Annotated in this window: 14 protein-coding genes and 1 pseudogene; 8 read left to right on the top strand and 7 right to left on the bottom strand. The window is 76.7% G+C overall.

The annotated features are described in order from the left end of the window. The first annotated feature begins 126 nt into the window (after positions 1–126). The 6 genes from ACYVO2_RS17885 to ACYVO2_RS17910 all read left to right on the top strand — a co-directional run bounded on the left by ACYVO2_RS17885 (position 127) and on the right by ACYVO2_RS17910 (position 5809). Positions 127–792 (top strand): class I SAM-dependent methyltransferase, encoded by a 666-nt coding sequence (locus ACYVO2_RS17885; RefSeq protein WP_461008843.1) that lies wholly within the window; start codon positions 127–129, stop codon positions 790–792. 106 nt (positions 793–898) lie between these two features. Further along, a complete protein-coding gene (locus ACYVO2_RS17890) occupies positions 899–2083 on the top strand; it encodes a hypothetical protein (RefSeq protein WP_461008844.1) in 1185 nt (394 codons plus the stop codon). Then, positions 2073–3092, top strand: a complete 1020-nt coding sequence (locus ACYVO2_RS17895) for an N-acetylmuramoyl-L-alanine amidase (RefSeq protein ID WP_461008845.1) — start codon at positions 2073–2075, stop codon at positions 3090–3092. Before ACYVO2_RS17890 ends, ACYVO2_RS17895 begins: the two co-directional genes overlap by 11 nt. A gap of 127 nt (positions 3093–3219) precedes the next feature. Continuing rightward, on the top strand, positions 3220–4164 hold the full coding sequence (locus ACYVO2_RS17900) for a hypothetical protein (protein WP_461008846.1): 945 nt from the start codon (positions 3220–3222) through the stop codon (positions 4162–4164). Between the two features lie 257 nt (positions 4165–4421). Continuing rightward, complete coding sequence (locus ACYVO2_RS17905; protein WP_461008847.1) at positions 4422–5444, top strand: LLM class F420-dependent oxidoreductase; 1023 nt, start codon at positions 4422–4424, stop codon at positions 5442–5444. A gap of 53 nt (positions 5445–5497) precedes the next feature. Next, positions 5498–5809, top strand: coding sequence for a hypothetical protein (locus ACYVO2_RS17910; RefSeq protein ID WP_461008848.1), 312 nt, complete (start codon positions 5498–5500; stop codon positions 5807–5809). A 22-nt stretch (positions 5810–5831) separates the two neighbouring features. On the opposite strand, the gene ACYVO2_RS17915 is transcribed toward ACYVO2_RS17910, so the two are convergent. From ACYVO2_RS17915 to ACYVO2_RS17925, 3 genes are read right to left on the bottom strand one after another with little or no spacing between them, the layout of a single operon-like run. Then, positions 5832–6956 carry a prenyltransferase gene (locus tag ACYVO2_RS17915; RefSeq protein WP_461008849.1) on the bottom strand — a complete coding sequence of 375 codons (1125 nt, stop codon included), beginning with the start codon at positions 6954–6956 and terminating at the stop codon, positions 5832–5834. Continuing rightward, positions 6953–7690, bottom strand: a complete 738-nt coding sequence (locus tag ACYVO2_RS17920) for a class I SAM-dependent methyltransferase (protein WP_461008850.1) — start codon at positions 7688–7690, stop codon at positions 6953–6955. The genes ACYVO2_RS17915 and ACYVO2_RS17920 overlap by 4 nt, the downstream gene beginning before the upstream one ends. A gap of 46 nt (positions 7691–7736) precedes the next feature. Beyond that, positions 7737–9065, bottom strand: a complete 1329-nt coding sequence (locus ACYVO2_RS17925; RefSeq protein ID WP_461008851.1) for a glycosyltransferase family 4 protein — start codon at positions 9063–9065, stop codon at positions 7737–7739. Between the two features lie 410 nt (positions 9066–9475). Here ACYVO2_RS17925 and ACYVO2_RS17930 point away from each other — a divergent pair, with 410 nt between their 5' ends. Together ACYVO2_RS17930 and ACYVO2_RS17935 are read left to right on the top strand one after the other, a co-directional pair. Then, positions 9476–10102, top strand: a complete 627-nt coding sequence (locus tag ACYVO2_RS17930) for a TetR family transcriptional regulator (RefSeq protein ID WP_461008852.1) — start codon at positions 9476–9478, stop codon at positions 10100–10102. A 439-nt stretch (positions 10103–10541) separates the two neighbouring features. Continuing rightward, complete coding sequence (locus ACYVO2_RS17935) at positions 10542–11234, top strand: helix-turn-helix transcriptional regulator (protein WP_461008853.1); 693 nt, start codon at positions 10542–10544, stop codon at positions 11232–11234. Between the two features lie 279 nt (positions 11235–11513). Here the strand turns inward: ACYVO2_RS17935 and ACYVO2_RS17940 are convergent. The 4 genes and pseudogenes from ACYVO2_RS17940 to lanKC all read right to left on the bottom strand — a co-directional run. Next, positions 11514–13109, bottom strand: a pseudogene (locus tag ACYVO2_RS17940) (ATP-binding cassette domain-containing protein); the annotation flags it as partial. After that, positions 13009–14844, bottom strand: a complete 1836-nt coding sequence (locus tag ACYVO2_RS17945) for an ABC transporter ATP-binding protein (RefSeq protein ID WP_461008854.1) — start codon at positions 14842–14844, stop codon at positions 13009–13011. The gene ACYVO2_RS17945 and the pseudogene ACYVO2_RS17940, both read right to left, overlap by 101 nt. A gap of 197 nt (positions 14845–15041) precedes the next feature. Then, positions 15042–15167 (bottom strand): SapB/AmfS family lanthipeptide, encoded by a 126-nt coding sequence (locus ACYVO2_RS17950; RefSeq protein ID WP_461008855.1) that lies wholly within the window; start codon positions 15165–15167, stop codon positions 15042–15044. Between the two features lie 65 nt (positions 15168–15232). Beyond that, positions 15233–17818, bottom strand: coding sequence for a class III lanthionine synthetase LanKC (gene lanKC / locus ACYVO2_RS17955; protein WP_461008856.1), 2586 nt, complete (start codon positions 17816–17818; stop codon positions 15233–15235). Positions 17819–17863 lie beyond the last annotated feature (45 nt).

Consider the following 17863-nt stretch of genomic DNA (forward strand, 5'->3'; position numbering starts at 1 on the left):
TAACGCACGGCGGCGGCGGTGGGAAGAGCTGACAGGGTGTCAGCTCCGGGTGGCCGCGGACGTGCCCGCGGGCCGTCGTCCACCCCCCGCGGCCGGCCCCGTCCGGGCATGCTGCACCATGGCGCGATGACCCGCACGCCGCACACCACCACCCCCGTGCCGCCCTCCGACGTGCTCACCGCCTTCCGCGAGGCGGCCGGGTTCATGCCCGAGGACGAGGGGCTCGCCCTGTACGCCGCCGCGGTCGAGGCCGCGCGGTCCGGGCTGCCCCTGCTGGAGGTCGGCACCTACTGCGGGCGGTCCACGATCCTGCTCGCCGCCGCCGCGCGGGACGCCGGGACCGTCGCCGTCACCGTGGACCACCACCGCGGCTCGGAGGAGCAGCAGCCCGGCTGGGAGTACCACGACCCGTCGCTGGTCGATCCCGAGGTGGGCCTGATGGACACGCTGCCCGCCTTCCGCCGCACCCTGCACCGGGCCGGCCTCGAGGAGCACGTGATCGCGGTCGTGGGGCGGTCCCCGCGGGTGGCGGCGGTGTGGGGGCGGCCGGTGGGCCTGGTGTTCGTGGACGGCGGGCACACCGACGAGCACGCCACCGCCGACTACGAGGGCTGGACGCCGCACCTGGCCCCCGGCGGGCTGCTGGTGATCCACGACGTGTTCCCCGACCCGGCCGACGGCGGCCAGGCGCCCCACCGGATCCACCGCCGGGCGCTGGAGGAGGGCGGGTTCACCGAGGTGTCGGCCACGGGGTCGCTGCGGGTGCTCCGCCGCCCGGCGGAAGAGGACTGACCCGGCCGGGGACTGACGTATCGTCACAGCGCCGACCGCCGTGCGCCGCGGTGGCCGCTGCTGGACAATCGTCCGCGACGCACAGGCAACCGGGGGGACTTCGGTCATGGGAGACGAGCGCGACACCTGGGCGCCCGCCGTGTGGGATCCGACCGCCAACGGCGGCGCGGGCGCGTGGGTGCCCAAGCACGAGGCGCAGGGGTGGACCCGGCCGCTGCCGGGGCGGGAGGAGCCGGACGGGCAGGGGGAGCCGCGGGACGAGCCGAGCGGGCAGGACGAGCCGAGCGGGCGGGAGGGCGCGCGGGAGGAGCGGGACGACCCGCAGGGGCACGCCGCCCCCGCCTGGCCGCCCGTGGGCGGCGCGCCCCGGCGGCCCGCCGCCGGCCCGGCCGCGGCACCCACCCCGCCACCGCCCACCCCGTCCCCGGCCGCCCCACCGCCACCGGCCACCCCGCCGTCGGCCCCTCCTCCGCCGCCTCCCCCGCCGTCGGCCCCTCCGCCCCCGCCGCCCCCGCCGCCGCCGGGCCCGCCCCCGCGCACCGACCTGCCCACCTGGTCCCGTCCCGACCCGGACGAGCCCCGGCGCCGCGGACTCGCCGGGCGCCGGGCGATCGCCGCGGTGGCGGGCGTGGTGGTGCTCGGCGTGGGCATCGGGTTCGGCGCCGCCGCGCTGACCGGCTCGGACGACGGCGGGGAGCGGGCCGCGCCGTCCGCGCCCGCCTCCGAGCAGGGCGACGAGGGCAACGTCGAACAGCGCGAGCGGGACGCCTCCGCCTCCGGCGCCGCCTCCCCGGACGCCTCCGGCGCCTCGCCCAGCGGGTCCGCGGACCCGGCCCGCACCCAGGCGGAGGCCGTGGACGAGCTGCTGGGCGAGAGCGCCGCCGACCGGCAGACCGTCGTCGACGCCGTCAGCACCGTGGACGCCTGCACCTCCACCGGCGAGGTGTCCGACGCCGCGGACGACCTCACCTCCGCCGCCGACCGCCGCGACGACCTCGTGCGCAGGCTGGCGCGACTGGACGTGGACGAGCTGCCCGGCGGGCAGCGGGCCACCGGGCAGTTGAGCCGCGCCTGGGAGCACTCCGCCGACGCCGACCGCGCGTTCGCCGACTGGGCGCGGGCCGTGGCGGAGCGGGGGTGTGCCGCCGACGGGGCCCCGCGCGACGCCCACTACGATCGCGGGGTGGACAGCAGCGCCAAGGCGACCGACGCGAAGAAATCCTTTGTGGAACTGTGGAATCCGGTCGCCGAGGAACACGGCCTGGAGGCGAGGTCGGCGAATGACCTCTGAGCCGCGCCGCCGCGCCTTGGCGGTCGTGCTCGCCGTGCTGCTGGTGTCCGGCTGCGCGGGCTGGTTGCTGGGGCGGCCGTTCGGCGGTTCCGGAGAACCGGCGGCGGGCCCCATTCCCGGCCCCTCCGCTCCCAGCGCCGCGTCGTCCACGGCACGGCCGAAGCCGCAGGGGAATACCGGGCAGGCCGAGGGCGCGGAGAACAACGGGGGAAGGGCCGGAGAAGGAATGGAATCACCCGATCCGGACCAGGACCCGCCGTCCCGGGACTCCGGGAACGGCGGCGCGGGGGCGCCGGACGGAGGGGAGGAGGACGGGCGCGGCGGGCGGCCCCTCGCGGGTACCGTCGTCGTCATCGACCCCGGCCACAACACCGGCAACCGCGACCACCTCCGGGAGATCAACCGCCCGGTGGACGCGGGCACGCACCGCAAGGAGTGCGACACCACGGGCACCGCCACGAACGACGGCTACAGCGAGGCGGCGTTCACCATGGACGTCGCCCGCCGGGTGCGCACCCTGCTGCGGGCCCAGGGCGCCACGGTGCGGCTCACCCACGACGGCGACCGCGACTTCGGCCCCTGCGTGGACGAGCGGGCCCGGATCGGCAACGAGGCGCACGCGGACGCGGTGGTGTCCATCCACGCGGACGGCCACACCGCGCCGGGCAGCCGCGGCTTTCACGTCATCCTGCCCGCGTCCGTGCGGACCGGGAAGGCCGACACCACGGCGATCGCCGGGCCGTCGCGGCGGCTCGGCACCGCGCTGAAACGACACTTCGGACAGGCCACCGCGCTGCCGCCCGCCAACTATCTGGGCGGTGGCGCGGCGGTGACGGTCCGGGACGACCTGGGCGGCCTGAACCTTTCCCGAGTTCCCAAAGTGTTCATCGAATGCGGCAACATGCGGAATTCCGCGGACGCGGCCGTGCTCGGCAGCGCCTCGGGGCGACAACTCGCCGCCAAAGGGATAGCGGAGGGCATCTCCGCGTTCCTGCTCACGAATTCTTGACGATCTCCCCACGACCGCTGCCGCACCCCTGGCGCGGCGAACGGAGCACACCCGTACCATGGTGCTCCATTGCGCCCGAAGAACCGGCGACAGCGACGACGACACCAAGAAGCACTAAGGACTCTCAGTGAACATCCGCTCCCTCACAAGAGGAGACGGCGCGGTCATCGGTGCCGCGCTCCTGCTGCTCATCGCCTCGTTCTTGCCGTTCTTCAGCGTCGACGGCGACTGCGAGGACAGGGGCGGCGTCGAGTGCTCCGCCAACGCGTGGAACGCGGCGGCGATGCCGCTGGTCGGGGCGGTGCACCTGGCCGCGCTGATCGCGGTCGTGCTGCTGCTGGTCGGCCGCTCCATGCCCGCGGGCCGCAAGTTCGCGGGCCTCGGCTTCGACCAGTGGGGCATCGCCCTGTCGGTGTTCGTCGCCTGGGCCTCGATCTGGTCCATCTTCGGCAGCGGCCTCGACGTCTTCGGCGTGCTGGAGGCGCAGGGCGTGGACGAGAACGTCGAGCTCGGCATCGGCGCCTACCTCACCCTGCTGTTCGGCCTCGCGCTCGGCGTGTGCGCGGTGCTCGCGGCGCAGATGCCCGCGCTGAAGGCCCCCCTGGTGCCCGGGCCGCGCCCGCAGCACCCGGGCATGGGCATGCCGGGCGCGGGCCAGCCGGGCGTGGGCCAGCCGGGGATGGGCCAGCCGGGGATGCAGCAGCCCGGCGGGTACGGGTACCCGGGCCAGCCCCAGCCGGGCCAGCCGCAGCAGCCGGGCGGGTACGGCTACCCCGGCCCGACCAGCGGCGGCGCCCCCTTCGGCCAGCAGGCCCCGGCGCCCGCCCCGGCTCCGGCGCCCGCGCCCGGCCCGCAGCAGGGTGCCCCGGCCCCGGACTTCACCCCGTTCTGGTTCGCCGTCCCGGCCGCCCGCCCGCTGTTCTCCGAGGACGGCTCCGGCGCCCCGATGGCCGAGCTCACCCCCGGCGTGTGGTACCTGGCGGTGGACCAGCGCGGCCCGGCCCTCGTCGCCCAGACCCAGGACGGCCGCCGCGGCGTCCTCCAGGACACCTCGGGCATTCAGCGCGGCTGACGCCCGGGGCCGCGAGGCCCTGTGCGCGCACCACGAGCCCCGGTCGGATCCACGGATCCGGCCGGGGCTTCGCGCTGCCGGGGGGCCGCACCGGCACCCGGGCCCCGGCGGCCCCGCCCCGCGGGGTCCTTCCCGTCCCGGGCGGGCGGGCGTACAGTCGCGGATTGTTGACGGTTCGTCAGGTACTCCCCCGGGGCCGGCTGAGGCCCCCGTCCCCTCGGCGGTCCCGCGCCCGGGCGCGCCGGGAAGGAGCGGTCATGCGGCTCGGTCTCGCGCTCGGGTACTGGGGGCGGGGGCCCGCCCCGGGGGTGGTGGAGCTGGTCCGTGAGGCGGAGCGGCTGGGGTACCACTCGGTGTGGACCGCCGAGGCGTGGGGGTCGGACGCGTTCACCCCGCTGACCTGGATCGCCGCCCACACCACCCGCATCCGCCTGGGCACCGCCGTGGCGCAGATGGCCGCCCGGGCCCCGGCCGCCACCGCGATGCACGCCCTGACCCTGGACCACCTTTCGGGCGGCCGGGTGCTGCTCGGGCTCGGCCTGTCCGGGCCGCAGGTCGTCGAGGGCTGGTACGGGCGCCCGTTCCCGAAGAGCCCGCTGACCGCGACCCGCGAGTACGTGGAGGTGGTGCGGCAGGTGCTGGGCCGCCGGGCGCCGGTCCGGCTGGACGGCGACTACCACGCCCTGCCGTACCGGGGCGCGGACGGCACCGGGCTCGGCCGGCCGCTGAAGTCCATCACCCACCCGCTCCGCCCCGGCCTGCCCGTCCTGCTCGGCGCCGAGGGCCCGAGGAACGTCGCCCAGACCGCGCGGATCGCCGACGGGTGGCTGCCGCTGTACTGGTCGCCGTACCGCACCGGCGTGCACGCCCCCTCGCTGGCGGTGGCGCCGGAGGGCTTCATGGTGGCGCCGCTGGTGCACGCCCGGGTGTGCGCGGACGTGGCCGAGGGCCTCGCCCCGGTCAAGGCCACCCTGGGCTTCTACATCGGCGGGATGGGCGCCCGCGGCCGGAACTTCCACGCCGACCTGATGGCGCGGATGGGGTACGAGGCGCAGGCCCGGCGGATCCAGGAGCTGTTCGCGCGGGGGCGCAGGGCGGAGGCGGTGGAGCTGGTGCCCGAGGAGTTCGCCGACGAGATCTCGCTGGTGGGCCCGAAGGAGCGGATCGCGCGGAGGCTGGCGGACTGGGCGGCGGGGCCGGTGACGGACCTGCTGGTCACCTCCCCCGACCCCGGGACGCTGCGGGCGCTGGCGGACCTGGTGGGCACCGGCGGGCCGTGACGGCTTTTCATGACCACGGGTTTGGGCGGGGCAAGCCCGGCAATCCGTCCCACATGAGTACCAGATACGCGGCAAACCCGGCAGCGGTGGTGGTCCGGCTGGTCGCGGACATAGCGGCCGCGATCCTGGCCCTGTGGATCGTGATGTACCTGCTGGACGCCAACCGGGCGAACGACCTGGTGGAGTTCGTGCGCGACAGCGCGCGCTGGCTCGCCGGTTGGTCCCACGACCTGTTCACGATGGACACCGACTGGATCAGGGTCACCCTGAACTACGGCCTGCCCGCCGTGGTGTACCTGCTGATCGGCCACGCGCTCGCGGCCCGCCTCGAACGCGTCCACGGCCGCCACCGGGCGCGCGTCTGACGGCGCCGGGCGCGGCAGCCGCTCAGCGGCACCCCTCCGACTCGCAGCCCGTGGCCCCGGGAGCCAGCCCGACCGGCAGCTCCTCGCCCCCGAAGACCGCGGTGGTGGCGCTGTCTCCTCCCAGTGCCGCCACCGCCAGCAGCAGCGCGCCAGCCGTCCAGGAGGTGCGCTCCTCGGGCCAGATCGCGTCGTCCTCGAAGACGTACCCGGTCCAGTACATCCCGTCCTCGGCCCGCAGGTGCTGGATCCACTTGAGGATGTCCACCGCCCGGTCGGACTCCCCGATCGCCCACAGGGCCAGGGCGAGCTCCGCGCTCTCCCCGCCGGTGACCCACGGCCGGTCCGACACGCACCGCACCCCGAGCCCGGGCACCACGAAGTCGTCCCACCGGTCGTCGATCCTGCGCCGGGCGGCCTCGCCGCGCAGCGCCGTGCCGAGCACCGGGTAGTACCAGTCCATGGAGAAGCGGTCCTTGTCCAGGAACCGCTCGGGGTGGCCCAGCACGGCGTGGCCGAGCCGCCCGGTGGCCAGCTCCCAGTCCGGCTGCGGCTCCTCGCGGTGCTCGGCCACCGCGAGGGCGCAGCGCAGCGCCTGGTAGACGCTGGAGCAGCCGGTGAGCAGCGCGTCGCCGCTCGCGGTGCCGTCCGGGTCGCGGCGCCAGCCGATCTGGCCGCCGGGCGCCTGGAGGCCGAGGACGAACTCGACCGCGGCGTACAGGGTGGGCCACATCCGGTCCAGGAACGCGTCGTCGCCGGTGGACAGGTAGTGGTGCCACAGGCCGACCGCGACATAGGCGCAGAAGTTGGCCTCGCGGCCCAGGTCGGTGGGCTCCCCCTCGGTGTAGGCGGCGTACCAGGAGCCGTCGCCGTTCTGGTTGGCGGCCAGCCACCGGTAGGCGGCCGCGGCGCGGGCGTGCTCGCCGGCCACGTCGAGCGCCATCGCGGCCTCCACGTGGTCCCACGGGTCGAGGTGGCCGCCGGGGAACCACGGTATGGCGCCGTCGGGGCGCTGGACCGCGGCGATGCCGCGCACGGTGGCGGCGGCCTGCTCCGCGGTGAGCACGCCGGGCAGCTCCAGGTGGGGGGCGTGCCAGGGGCCGCCCTCGGGTCCGCGGGGCCCGCCTCGGCGGCGGTTGGGGGTGGTCACCGGCCGCTCGCAAGCGCCGGGGTGTGCGGTTTGGCGGCGTAGACGACGTAGCTCTTGCCGATCAGGGGGTTGAGGGCCTGCTCGGCGAGGCGGGTGGCCAGCGGGCGCTTGACGATGTCCCAGACCAGCAGCTTGTGGTACGCCTTCACGGGCAGCGCCGCGTCGTTGTCCACGCCGACCGCGCACTTGATCCACCAGTACGGGGAGTGCAGGGCGTGCGCGTGGTGGCTGCCGTAGGGGGTCAGGCCCGCCTCGCGGACGCGCTCCTCGAGTTCGTGGCCGCGGTAGATGCGGATGTGGCCGCCCTCGACCTCGTGGTAGGCGTCCGACAGCAGCCAGCAGATCTTCTCGGGCAGCCAGCGGGGCACGGTGACGGCGAGCAGCCCGCCGGGCCGCAGCACCCGCACCATCTCGGCGAGGACGCCCTTGTCGTCGGGGATGTGCTCCATCACCTCGGAGACGATCACCCGGTCGAAGCTCTCGTCGGGGAACGGCAGCGCCAGCGCGTCGCCCTCCACGGCGGTGGCGGTGGCGCCCGCCGGGGGCTCGCCCGCCTCGTCCATCGCGGCGAACCAGCGGGCGACCTCGCGTATCTCGTCCCCGTTGCGGTCCAGGGCGACGACGTGCGCGCCGCGCCGGTAGCACTCGAAGGCGTGGCGGCCCGCGCCGCAGCCGAGGTCGAGCACCCGGTCGCCGGGGGCGAGCGGGAAGCGGGAGAAGTCCACGGTCAGCACTGCGCTCTGCTTTCATCCGGTCGGGTGGGGTGCCCTGCCACGCGGCTCACCCGCGCCGGGGCGCGGTGGCGATGGCCTCGCGGTAGCGTTCGACGGTGCCCTGCGCCGCCCGCTCCCAGGTGAAGCGCTCCAGGACGCGGGCCCGGCCCGCGGCACCGAGCCGGGAGCGCAGGGAGGCGTCGCCGAGCAGGCGCAGCAGGGCGGCGGCCAGCGCGCCCGCGTCGCCGGGCGGCACGGCCAGGCACGTGTCGCCGTCGGGCCCCGCGACCTCGGGGATGGCGCCGCCGGTGGTGGCCACCAGCGGGGTCCCGGTGGCCATGGCCTCGGCGGCGGGCAGCGAGAACCCCTCGTACAGGGAGGGCACGCACGCCACCTCGGCGCCGCGCAGCAGGTCCACCAGCTCCTCGTCGCTGATGCCCTTCACGAACGTGACCGCGCCCGCCAGGCCGTACCGCTCCACGGCGGCGGCCACCGGGCCCTGCTCCGGGCGCTTGCCGACGACGACGAGGTGGGCGTCGGACCGCTCGGTGCGCACCTTCGCCAGGGCCTCGACCAGGTGGACCAGGCCCTTGAGCGGCACGTCGGCGCTGGAGGTGGTGACGATGCGTCCCGGCACCTCGGCCACGGAGGGGTCGGGCGAGAACAGGCGGGTGTCGGCGCCTATGGGCACCACGTGCACCCGGTCGGGGCGGACGCCGAGGTGGTCCACGATCTCCTGGCGGGAGGAGCCGGAGACGGTGAGCACGCTCGGCAGCCTCCTGGCGACCCGCTTCTGCATGCGGGTGAAGCCGTACCAGCGGCGCACGGAGGCGCGCCGCCGCCAGTCCGCGGCGGCCTCCAGCTCCACCCGGCGGTCCACGGTGATCGGGTGGTGGATGGTGGTGACCAGGGGGAAGCCGAGGCGGGGCAGGTCGAGCAGGCCGTAGCCGAGGGTCTGGTTGTCGTGGACGACGTCGAACGCGCCGCGCCGCGCGGCGAGGTGGCGGCGGGCCCGCAGGCTGAAGGTGAGCGGCTCGGGGAAGCCCGCGCTGAGCATGATGGCGACCTCGAGCACGTCCACGGCGTCGCGGTACTCGCCCCGCTTGGGCACGCGGAACGGGTCGGGCTGCCGGTACAGGTCGAGGCTGGGCAGCTCGGTGAGGCTCAGCCGGCCGGGGCCCGCGGCGTCCTCGTCGAGCACCGGGTAGGGCTGGGCGCCGATGACCTCGACGTGGTGGCCGAGGCGGGACAGCTCCCGGGAGAGGTGACGCACGTAGACGCCCTGCCCGCCGCAGAAGGGGTTGCCCTTGTAGGACAGCAGCGCGATCCGCAGCGGCCCGTCGCCGGGGCGTCGCACGGTCTCGGGCCCGATGGCCCGCGCGGCCTCAGCGGTCACTGCCCGGCCCCCTTCTGCCTGCCGTCTTCATCACTGCCGTCCGGTTTGCCGCGCCCCCGGTTCCGCGGTGGCCGCGCGGCGGGCCGCCGGTGGTTCGCGCGGGGCGCCGGCCGCGCGGTGAACGCTCCGGCGTACGCGGGACACCGTAGAACGGGTTTCAGTGTCCGTGCGCGGAGCGCGGTGGAGGAGCAGCTTCAGAAGATACCCGCACGGGCCCGCCATGCCGCCCCCGGGACAGGTGATTCGTGCCACGCCCGGCGCCCGGGGGCCGGGCCGGGGGCCGTCCGGGGGTCGGAAGGCGTCTGTAATCTAGAACCGGTTGCAGAGTATGGTGCCGCCACCTCGCGTCCCCTGCCATCATGCTCACCGTGCCGCACCGACCGGGGACCGACCGTCCCGAGGTGGAAGAGATGACCGCATACGCCAAGCCGGGCTCCCTGCCGCTGACGGAACGCCAGGAGGCGCGCCGCCGCCGGATCCTGCACGCCAGCGCGCAGCTCGCCAGCCGGGGCGGCTTCGACGCGGTGCAGATGCGGGAGGTCGCCGAGGTCTCCGGGGTGGCGCTCGGCACGCTGTACCGCTACTTCCCCTCCAAGGTGCACCTGCTGGTCGCCACCATGCAGGACCAGCTCCAGCACATGCACGAGCAGTTGCGCAAGCGCCCGCCCGCCGGGGCGGACCCGGCCGCGCGGGTGGCCGAGACGCTGATGCGCGCCTTCCGGGCGCTCCAGCGCGAGCCGCACCTCGCCGACGCGATGGTGCGCGCGCTGACCTTCGCCGACCGCTCGGTGAGCGCGGAGGTGGACACCGTCAGCCGGCTGACCACCGCGATCGTGCTGGACGCGATGGGCCTGACCGGGCCGCCGACGGCGGAGCAGCTCTCGGCGGTGCGGGTCATCGAGCACACCTGGCACTCGGCGCTGATCACCTGGCTCTCCGGGAGGGCGTCCATCGCCCAGGTCAAGATAGACATCGAGACGGTGTGCCGACTGATCCCGCTCACCTGGCCGGAAACCGCGGGCGCGCAGGGTCGCTGAAGGGGTGCTCGGCCGCTCGGGGGGCGCGGCGCCCGCCCGGGGACCGGCGCGCGCCGGTGCGGGGCGCGCCCGCCCGTGCGGCGGCGGACGCGCGACGCGACACGCGGGCGGACGGCCCGGCGAGAGCGCTCCCGGCGGAGGGGACCGCCGCCGACCTGAGCGGACGGTTCCGCCCGCCCGCCGCCGCCCACCTGCGCACCGGCCCGGCGGGCCGCTCCGCCCCACCCGTCACTAGTTCACTTGTTCCCCTTTCGCAACGGCGTGCGCAGGGGTTCCCGTACGCCCTCTCGCACCCCCGCGCCACCGGCAATGGCTGGATTCGCCCACCTTGGCGCCGCGGATCGCGGGTAATAGTGACGTGCTCATAACGCAGCACCGGTGCACGCGATTTTGGAGGGGGCACGTGATCCGGGTTCTTCTTGTGCTGGACACCAGACTGATGCGCACGGCTCTGGCGGCGCTGCTCGAACGGGAGGGGGACATAGAAGTGGCCACGGCCTCGTGGGAGGAGGCCCCGCAGCGGGTCAGACGAGTCAGACCCGACGTGTGCGTGGTCGACGCGGACTCGCCCTGCGCCCAGGAGGCCGCCGTCACCCCGCCCCTGCTGTCCCTGGCCGCCCAGTGCGGCGGCCGCCCGCCGCGGGACCGGACGCACGACGCCCGGACCGCGGCGGGTGCCGTTGGGGGCGGTTCCCGGGCCCGCACGGGCGTCGCCTGGTGCGAGGCCCCGGCCGCCGAGGACGGCGACGGGCCCGCCCTGGTGGTGCTCGCTCCCCCCGGCAAGCCGGGGCTGCTGCGGCAGGCGACGCGCTGCAAGGCGCTCGGCTACGTCAACAAGGACGCGCCGCCGCACCACCTGTTACGGGCGATCCGGCACGTCGCGCAGGGCCGGCGCTTCGTGGACACCACCTTGTCCTTCGACTTCCTCCAGGCCGCCGAGATGCCGCTGACGCCCCGCGAGCTGAACGTGCTGTCGCTCGCCGCCGAGGGCGCCTCCGTCTCCGAGATCGCCAGCAGCCTGCACCTGTCCAGCGGCACCGTGCGCAACTACATGTCCGCGATCACCCGCAAGACCGGCGCCCGCAACCGGGTCGACGCGATACGAATATCCCGCGGGGCCGGCTGGCTGTGAGCCGTCGGGCCGCCCCCAGCGCCCCACCAGGTCGCGGTACAGGGCGGAGCGGGCCAGCAGCTCCCGGTGGGTGCCGCACACCGCGTCCGCGCCGTCCATGACCAGCACCCGGTCCGCCCGCCGCGCCGAGGTGATCCGGTGCGCCACCACCACCAGCGCCCCCGGCCGGCGGGCGAAGGCCAGCTCCGCGCGGGCCTCGGCGGCCGGGTCCAGGTGGCAGGTGGCCTCGTCCAGCAGCACCAGTGGCGCGGGCGCCAGCAGCGCCCGGGTCAGCGCCACCAACTGCCGCTCCCCCGCGGACAGCGCCGCCGGGTCCAGCGCCGCGTCCAGGCCGCCGAGCCGCCGCACCAGCGGGCCGAGGCCGGTCGCGGCCACGGCGTCGTCCAGCTCGCCGTCCGGCGCCCCGTCCGGGCGGTGGTAGAGCAGGTTCTCCCGGACGGTGCCGGTGAACACATGGGCCTGCTGCGGGATCAGCACCCGCAGCCCGGCCAGCTCCGCGGGCCCGCGCCCCCGCACCGGCACCCCGGCCAGGCGCACCTCGCCCCGGTCCGGCGCCAGCAGCCCCGCGGCCAGCCCGGCCAGGGTGGACTTGCCGATGCCGCTCGGCCCGACCACCGCCAGGTGCTCGCCGGGCGCCACCGCCAGGTCCAGGTCCCGCACCACCGGGCGGGCCCGCCCGCCGTAGCCGAAGGTGACGCCGCGCAGCTCGACCGCGGGCGCGGCGGACGGCGCGGGCGGCGCGGGCGCGGGCCGCGGCGGGGCGGGCGGCGGCGGGGCGGGCGGCGGGTGCCCCCGTCCGCCGGTGTCCCGGGCGTCCGGCTCGTCGCCCATCAGGTGCCACAGCACCACGGCCAGCCGCGCCCCCGCCGTGCCCAGGCCGCCGATCAGGCTCTGCAACGCGGGCAGCAGCGACTGCGTGACATACGCCAGCGCCCCGACCAGGGCGCCCGCGCTCACCCCGCGGTCCAGCAGCCACGGCGCGGCGACCAGCAGGAGCACCGCGGGCAGCCGCCCGCCGACGCCCAGGGCCACGGCGCGCAGCACGCTCCACCGGGCCAGCGACCTCGCCGCCCGCTCCTCCGCGGCGATCCGCGCCCCCGCGCCGTCCGCGATCCGGCGCTCCGCCCCGCACGCCGCGATGTCCCGCAGCCCCTCGGCGACCGTGCCCAGCTCCCGCGCCAGCTCCTCGTCGGCGACGAGGAAGTCCCGCTGGCGGCGGGCCATGGGCCGCAGCGTGGCCAGGAACAGCGCGATGCCCGCGACCAGCGGCGGCAGCACCACCACGAGCAGCACCGGCGCCAGCGCGGCGAGCCCGGCCAGCGCGCCCGCGGCGACGAACACGAAGGACCGCAGCACCATCACCACGCCGGCGAAGGTGTCCCGGGCGATCTCCACCTGGTGGGTGAGCCGGGACACCACAGCGGCGTCCGCCCGGTGCGGCTCGCGCACCGCCCGGCGCAGCCCGCCGTCCACCACCCGCCGCACCAGGGCGTCGCGCAGCGGCTCGGTGAGCGCCGCCACCGCCCGGTACACCCGGCCGGTGCCCCAGGCGCCCACGAGCACGGCCAGCGCGGCCACGCCGAGCCAGGCGAGCCCGGTGCCCCGCCGCCCGGCGAGGAACCCCTGGTCGAGCGACCTGGCCAGGGCGAAGCCGAGCAGGAAGGTCTGCCCCGCCTCCAGCACCGACCACCCGGCGAGCGCGGCCACCGCCCGCCGGTGCCGCCCCAGGAAGGCGCGCCCGTACGGCCACAGGGCCCGGGTGGGGGAGGCGGGCTCAGCCATCACCGGCCTCCGCACCGCCGGGCCGCTCCCCGCGCGGCCCCTCCCCCGGTGGGCCCGCCGCACGGGCCTCGTCCCCGCCCGGCCCGGCCCCATCCGGCTCGTCCCCGTCCGGCTCGTCCTCCGCCGTGAACACCGCCCGGTACTCCGGGCGCCGCCACAGCCGCTCGTGCCGGTCCACCGCCACCACCCGGCCCCCGTCCAGCCACGCCACCGCGTCCGCCCGCGCGGCCGTGGACGCCCGGTGCGCGACGATCAGCCGGGTGCGCGCCCGCACGTCGCGGACCAGCGCCTCGCCGACCTTCAGCTCGGTGACGGTGTCCAGGCTGGAGGTGGCGTCGTCCAGCACCAGCAGCCGACCCGCGTGCGCGAACGCCCGCGCCAGGCCCAGCCGCTGCACCTCGCCGCCGGACATGGGGGCGTCCGCGCGCCGGGTGGCCCACCCGTCGGGCAGCAGCGCCACGAAGCCGTCCGCGCACGCGGCCCGCGCCGCGTCGGCCACCCGGGCCGGTGCGGGGGTGAACGCCCCGAACGCGACGGCGTCGCCGACGGTCTCCCCGATCAGCACCGGCCGCTCGAACGCGTAGCCGACCTCGCGCCGCAGCTCCTCGCGGGAGAGCTCGTCCAGCGGCACCCCGTCGAGCAGCACCCGGCCCGCGTCGGGCTCGGCCAGGTGCCCGGCGACGGCGGCCAGCAGCGACTTGCCCGCGCCGGAGCGGCCGACCACGGCCAGGCAGGTGCCGCCGGGCACCGTCAGGTCGAGGCCGTCCAGGACCGGGGTGCCGTCGCGGGAGACGGTGACGCCGCTCAGGCGCAGGGTGCCGGGGCCGTCGGGCGGCAGCGCGCGGGTGCCCTCGGCGGGGGCGGGCAGCCCGGTGACCCCGGTCAGGCGGCGGGCCGCGGTGCGGGCGCGGACCAGCGCGTTGACGTATCCCACCAGGACGCCGATGCCGGTGGCGTACACGGCGTACCGGGACGCGGCGAGCAGCCCGCCCGCGGTGAGGTGCCCCTCGGCCAGGCGCACGCCGCCGACGGCGAGCACCGCGATCTGGAGCAGCGGCACCAGCGCCGCGGCCTGCGCGGTGGCGCGGCCCTGCACCCGCCACATGCGGTGGCCCTGGCGGGTCAGCTCGGGCAGCGGCGCGAGCACCCGGTCGCGCTCGCGGGCCTCGGTGCCCGCGGCGGCGACGGTGCGGGCGCCGCCGAGCGCCTCCACCAGGCGGCCCGCGATGTCGCCCTGGGCGCGCTGGTAGCGGGCGACGCTGTCGGAGGACTGCCGGGCGAAGCCGCGCAGCAGCGCGGCCAGCAGCGGCGTCCCGGCGAGGAACACCACGGCCAGCCACGGGTCGATCAGCGCCAGCGCGACCAGGCCGCCGACGGGCGCGGCCACCGCGGACGGCAGCGCGGCCACGGCGGTGGGCGCGGCGCCCGCGTGCGCGGCGTTGCCGACGAGCCGGGTGATCAGGTCACCGGGGGTGAACCGGGCGGCGGCGCGGGGGCCCGCGGCCAGGACGTGGCCGAGCAGTCGGCGGCGCAGCCAGGCGGTGCCGCGGGCGGTGGTGGTGCCGGTCAGCAGGCCGTCCACGGCGTCCAGCAGCACCAGCGCGCAGGTCAGCGCGGCGCAGACGCCCACCCGGCCGGCGGCGCTCTCCCCGGCGAGCAGCGCGTCCACGGCCAGGCCGAGCGCGGCGGGCAGGGCCAGGCCCGCGGCCGTGGAGGCGGTGCCGACCAGGGCGAGGACGGCCACCGGGACGGCGCCGTGCCGGGTGGTGCGGGCCAGCAGCCGGTCGGCGGACCGCCGGTCGGGGGCGTCCTTGGTGGGCGTCGCCATACGGGTCGCCATACGGGGGCCTCCGCGGGGTCGTCGGCGGTGGGCGGTGGTGCGCGGTCCCGCGCGGCGGCGGCCGGACGCGCGGCCGCCCCGGGCGGCGCCCCCAGGGAAGGGCACCGCCCGGGGCCCGCGCGGCGCGGGTGCCCCGCGGCCGGCCGGCGGGCCGTCCGCGGGGCACCGTTGTCAGCGGTCCGACATCACAGGCAGAGCAGCACGCTGTTCGAGCTGTGCTTGTCGCACAGCAGCAGGCTGGCGCTGCTCTCGTCGCCGCCGCCGCCACCGGTGGCCGGGGTTTCCATCTTCTGGAGGTCGAGAAGCGTCATGGTCGTTTCCTTTCGGTCGTGCCCTTTGTGGGGACGGGTTGTTTCACATACGACCCTGTGACAGATCAGGGCCGGCTTCTGGGCCGCCCGGGGGGCGGCAGGAACGGCAGGTCCGCGGCGCCGAGCGCCAGCAGGCAGCCCGCCGTTCCGGTGGCGAGGTCCATCGACAGACGCATCATCTGCTCGCCGGGGAAGGCGAGACGGCCTCGGAAGTCCATGGCGTACCAGCCCATCGCGGCCGTCTGCCGCCGCAGTCGGGAGGGGTCGCCGCCGGGGGTGCGGGCCAGGTGCCACACCATCCCGGCGCGGCCGTTGAACAGGCCGGGCTGGGCGTAGTAGTGCAGGTGCGCCGCGGGTTCGATGGCGGCGCGGGCCCGCGCGAGGTCCTCGTCGTGGCGCAGGGCGAGGTGGTCGTCGAGCACCGCGGCGATGCCGACGCTGCCCGCGCCGAGGTACGGCATCAGGCGCGGGCCCTCGTCGACCATCAGGGTGCCGCGGCGGTCGGTGACGCAGGCGTCCAGGTCGCGCCGCAGGGCCTGCGCCGCCAGGTCGAGCAGCTCCGTGTCGCCGCCGTCCTCGTACAGGCGCAGCAGGAGCAGGGCCGGGCCGGTGGCGCCGTGCAGCAGCCCGGCGCGGCGGCGTCCCTCGCCCTGGCCGCGCAGGCGCTCCACGGCGTGCCCGGCCATGGCGCGGGCGGTCGCCGCGAGCGCGGTCTCGCCCGTGGTGCGGGCCAGGTGGTGCAGCACCAGCCCGGCTCCGGCGAGGCCGCCGTGCAGGTCGGCGGGCAGGCGGGACCAGCGCTCCGCCAGCACCCGCTCCACCAGGTCCAGGGCGCGGGCGCGGTGGCCCAGCAGGTCCAGCACGTACGCGACGCCGAGCAGCCCGTCGTACAGGCCGAGCGGGGTGCCGCGCGGCGGCGGGTCGGTGTGCCGCAGCAGCCACCGCTCGCCCTCCTCGTACCGCTCGGCGCCGGTGCGGTGCAGCGCGTACAGCACACCGGCGGCGCCGTGCGCGATCCCGAGCCCGCCGCCGGCCGCGAACTGGGCGATGTCGCCGGGGAACAGGCGGTCGTCGCGGTCCGGGGTGGCGGAGGCCAGGATGGCGCGGGTCATGGAGTCGCGGGCGCTCGGCCAGTCGGTGACCAGGCGGGCCAGCGCGGCCGGCCCGGTGGCGGCCGGGGACGCCGGGGCGCTGCCGGGGCGGCGCGGCTCCTCTCCGGCGATGACGCGCACCGCCTCGTCCAGGAACCCGCGCGGCACCGGGAACTGCTCCGCCGCCACCTCGGCCAGGTGCGCGGCCTTGCGGGCGTCCACGGGCAGCAGGGAGGTCATGGGCACGAACAGGGCGAGCCGCAGGCAGGCCAGCGCGTAGCGGTCCACGGCGAAGCCCTCGCGGTCCGGCGGCGCCAGGAACCCGGGGTGGGCGACGACCTGCCGGGAGGGCCGCCCGGCCGGGGTGGCCGCCTCGAAGTCGATCAGCGCCACCGGGCCGCGGTCCGCCCAGGACTCCTCGGGCCGCACCATGATGTTGAACATGTGCAGGTCGTTGAAGACCACGCCGCGCTCGTGCACGGCGGTGACGGCCTCCTCGACGGCGGCGTGGATCCGCAGCGCCCACCGGGTGTACTCGGCGAGCCTGTCGGGGTCGGGGTCCGGGGCGAGCAGCGGGTGGCGCTCGGCGAAGAACGAGTTCAGGGTGCGGCCCTCGACGTGGTCCATCACCAGGAAGCGGTGCCCGCCCAGGGTGAACCAGTCCCGTAACCCCGGCGCCACGTCCAGGCCGGCCAGCCGCTCCAGCGCGGTCCGCTCCCGCTCCAGGCGGGCCACCGCGTCCGCGCCGTCGGCGGCCAGGCCCGCGTACGGGCGGCCCTCCTTCAGCACCACCTTCTCCCCGGTGCGGGTGTCGGTGCCCAGGTAGACGCCGCCGCCGTTGGAGAAGTGCAGGGCCTCCTCGATGCGGTACGGCAGGTCGGCGACGGTGGTGGCGTTGCGGGCCGCCAGGTGCGGCGCGAGGAACTCCGGCAGGGTCACCCACTCCGGGACGCGGAAGGCGGGCTCCCTGCGGTCCGGGACCAGGCGGCCGCGGTCGTCCTCGATCGCGGTGACCAGCTCGCCCGTCTCCTCGTCCATGACGTGGCGCTCGGCGAAGCCGCCGTACCTCACGTACAGCGGGCCCTCGTGGTAGCGCAGGTCGGTGAGGATGTAGGGGCCGGGTTCGCCGCCGAGCAGGGCGTCGAGGTCCTGGAGCACCGCGCGCAGCTCCTCCTCGTCGGCCGGGTAGACGGTGACGAACTTCCCGCTGGACGCGCGGCCCGCGTACTTGGAGTTGCGCAGGAACAACTGGTGCGCGTCCGGCACGAACTTGAACGGCAGTCCGCGGGGGACGCAGTAGTCCCACACCTTGGCCGCGGTCTTCTCGGCGTTGTCCAGGCAGGCCGAGACATGGATCTTCCAGCCCTGGGCAGGGGTGTTCGGGCGCGGCGGGCTGAGGACCAGCCAGTCCCCCTCCCGGCTGGTGCGCCAGCCCTCCGGCAGCGGACGCTCGGCGGCCTCGAAGGGGCGGGCGGCGTTCCCGGGGGTGGCGGGGAGGCGGTCCGGGGTCTCGTAGAACTGGGGGTCGAGCAGTGCGAAGACCTCGTACCGCTTGTCCATGGGGTCCACCTCCGGGTCCGGGGCTTCCGGCGGTGATGAGATTTC

It is taken from the genome of Streptomyces capparidis (genome assembly GCF_054782095.1).

Excerpts from the sequence above, each read along its gene's own strand:
- ACYVO2_RS17885 (WP_461008843.1), top strand. The coding sequence starts at position 127 with ATGACCCGCACGCCGCACACCACCACCCCCGTGCCGCCCTCCGACGTG.
- ACYVO2_RS17890 (WP_461008844.1), top strand. The coding sequence starts at position 899 with ATGGGAGACGAGCGCGACACCTGGGCGCCCGCCGTGTGGGATCCGACC.
- ACYVO2_RS17895 (WP_461008845.1), top strand. The coding sequence starts at position 2,073 with ATGACCTCTGAGCCGCGCCGCCGCGCCTTGGCGGTCGTGCTCGCCGTG.
- ACYVO2_RS17905 (WP_461008847.1), top strand. The coding sequence starts at position 4,422 with ATGCGGCTCGGTCTCGCGCTCGGGTACTGGGGGCGGGGGCCCGCCCCG.
- ACYVO2_RS17910 (WP_461008848.1), top strand. The coding sequence starts at position 5,498 with ATGAGTACCAGATACGCGGCAAACCCGGCAGCGGTGGTGGTCCGGCTG.
- ACYVO2_RS17930 (WP_461008852.1), top strand. The coding sequence starts at position 9,476 with ATGACCGCATACGCCAAGCCGGGCTCCCTGCCGCTGACGGAACGCCAG.
- ACYVO2_RS17935 (WP_461008853.1), top strand. The coding sequence starts at position 10,542 with ATGCGCACGGCTCTGGCGGCGCTGCTCGAACGGGAGGGGGACATAGAA.
- ACYVO2_RS17945 (WP_461008854.1), bottom strand. The coding sequence starts at position 14,844 with ATGGCGACGCCCACCAAGGACGCCCCCGACCGGCGGTCCGCCGACCGG.
- ACYVO2_RS17950 (WP_461008855.1), bottom strand. The coding sequence starts at position 15,167 with ATGACGCTTCTCGACCTCCAGAAGATGGAAACCCCGGCCACCGGTGGC.
- lanKC (WP_461008856.1), bottom strand. The coding sequence starts at position 17,818 with ATGGACAAGCGGTACGAGGTCTTCGCACTGCTCGACCCCCAGTTCTAC.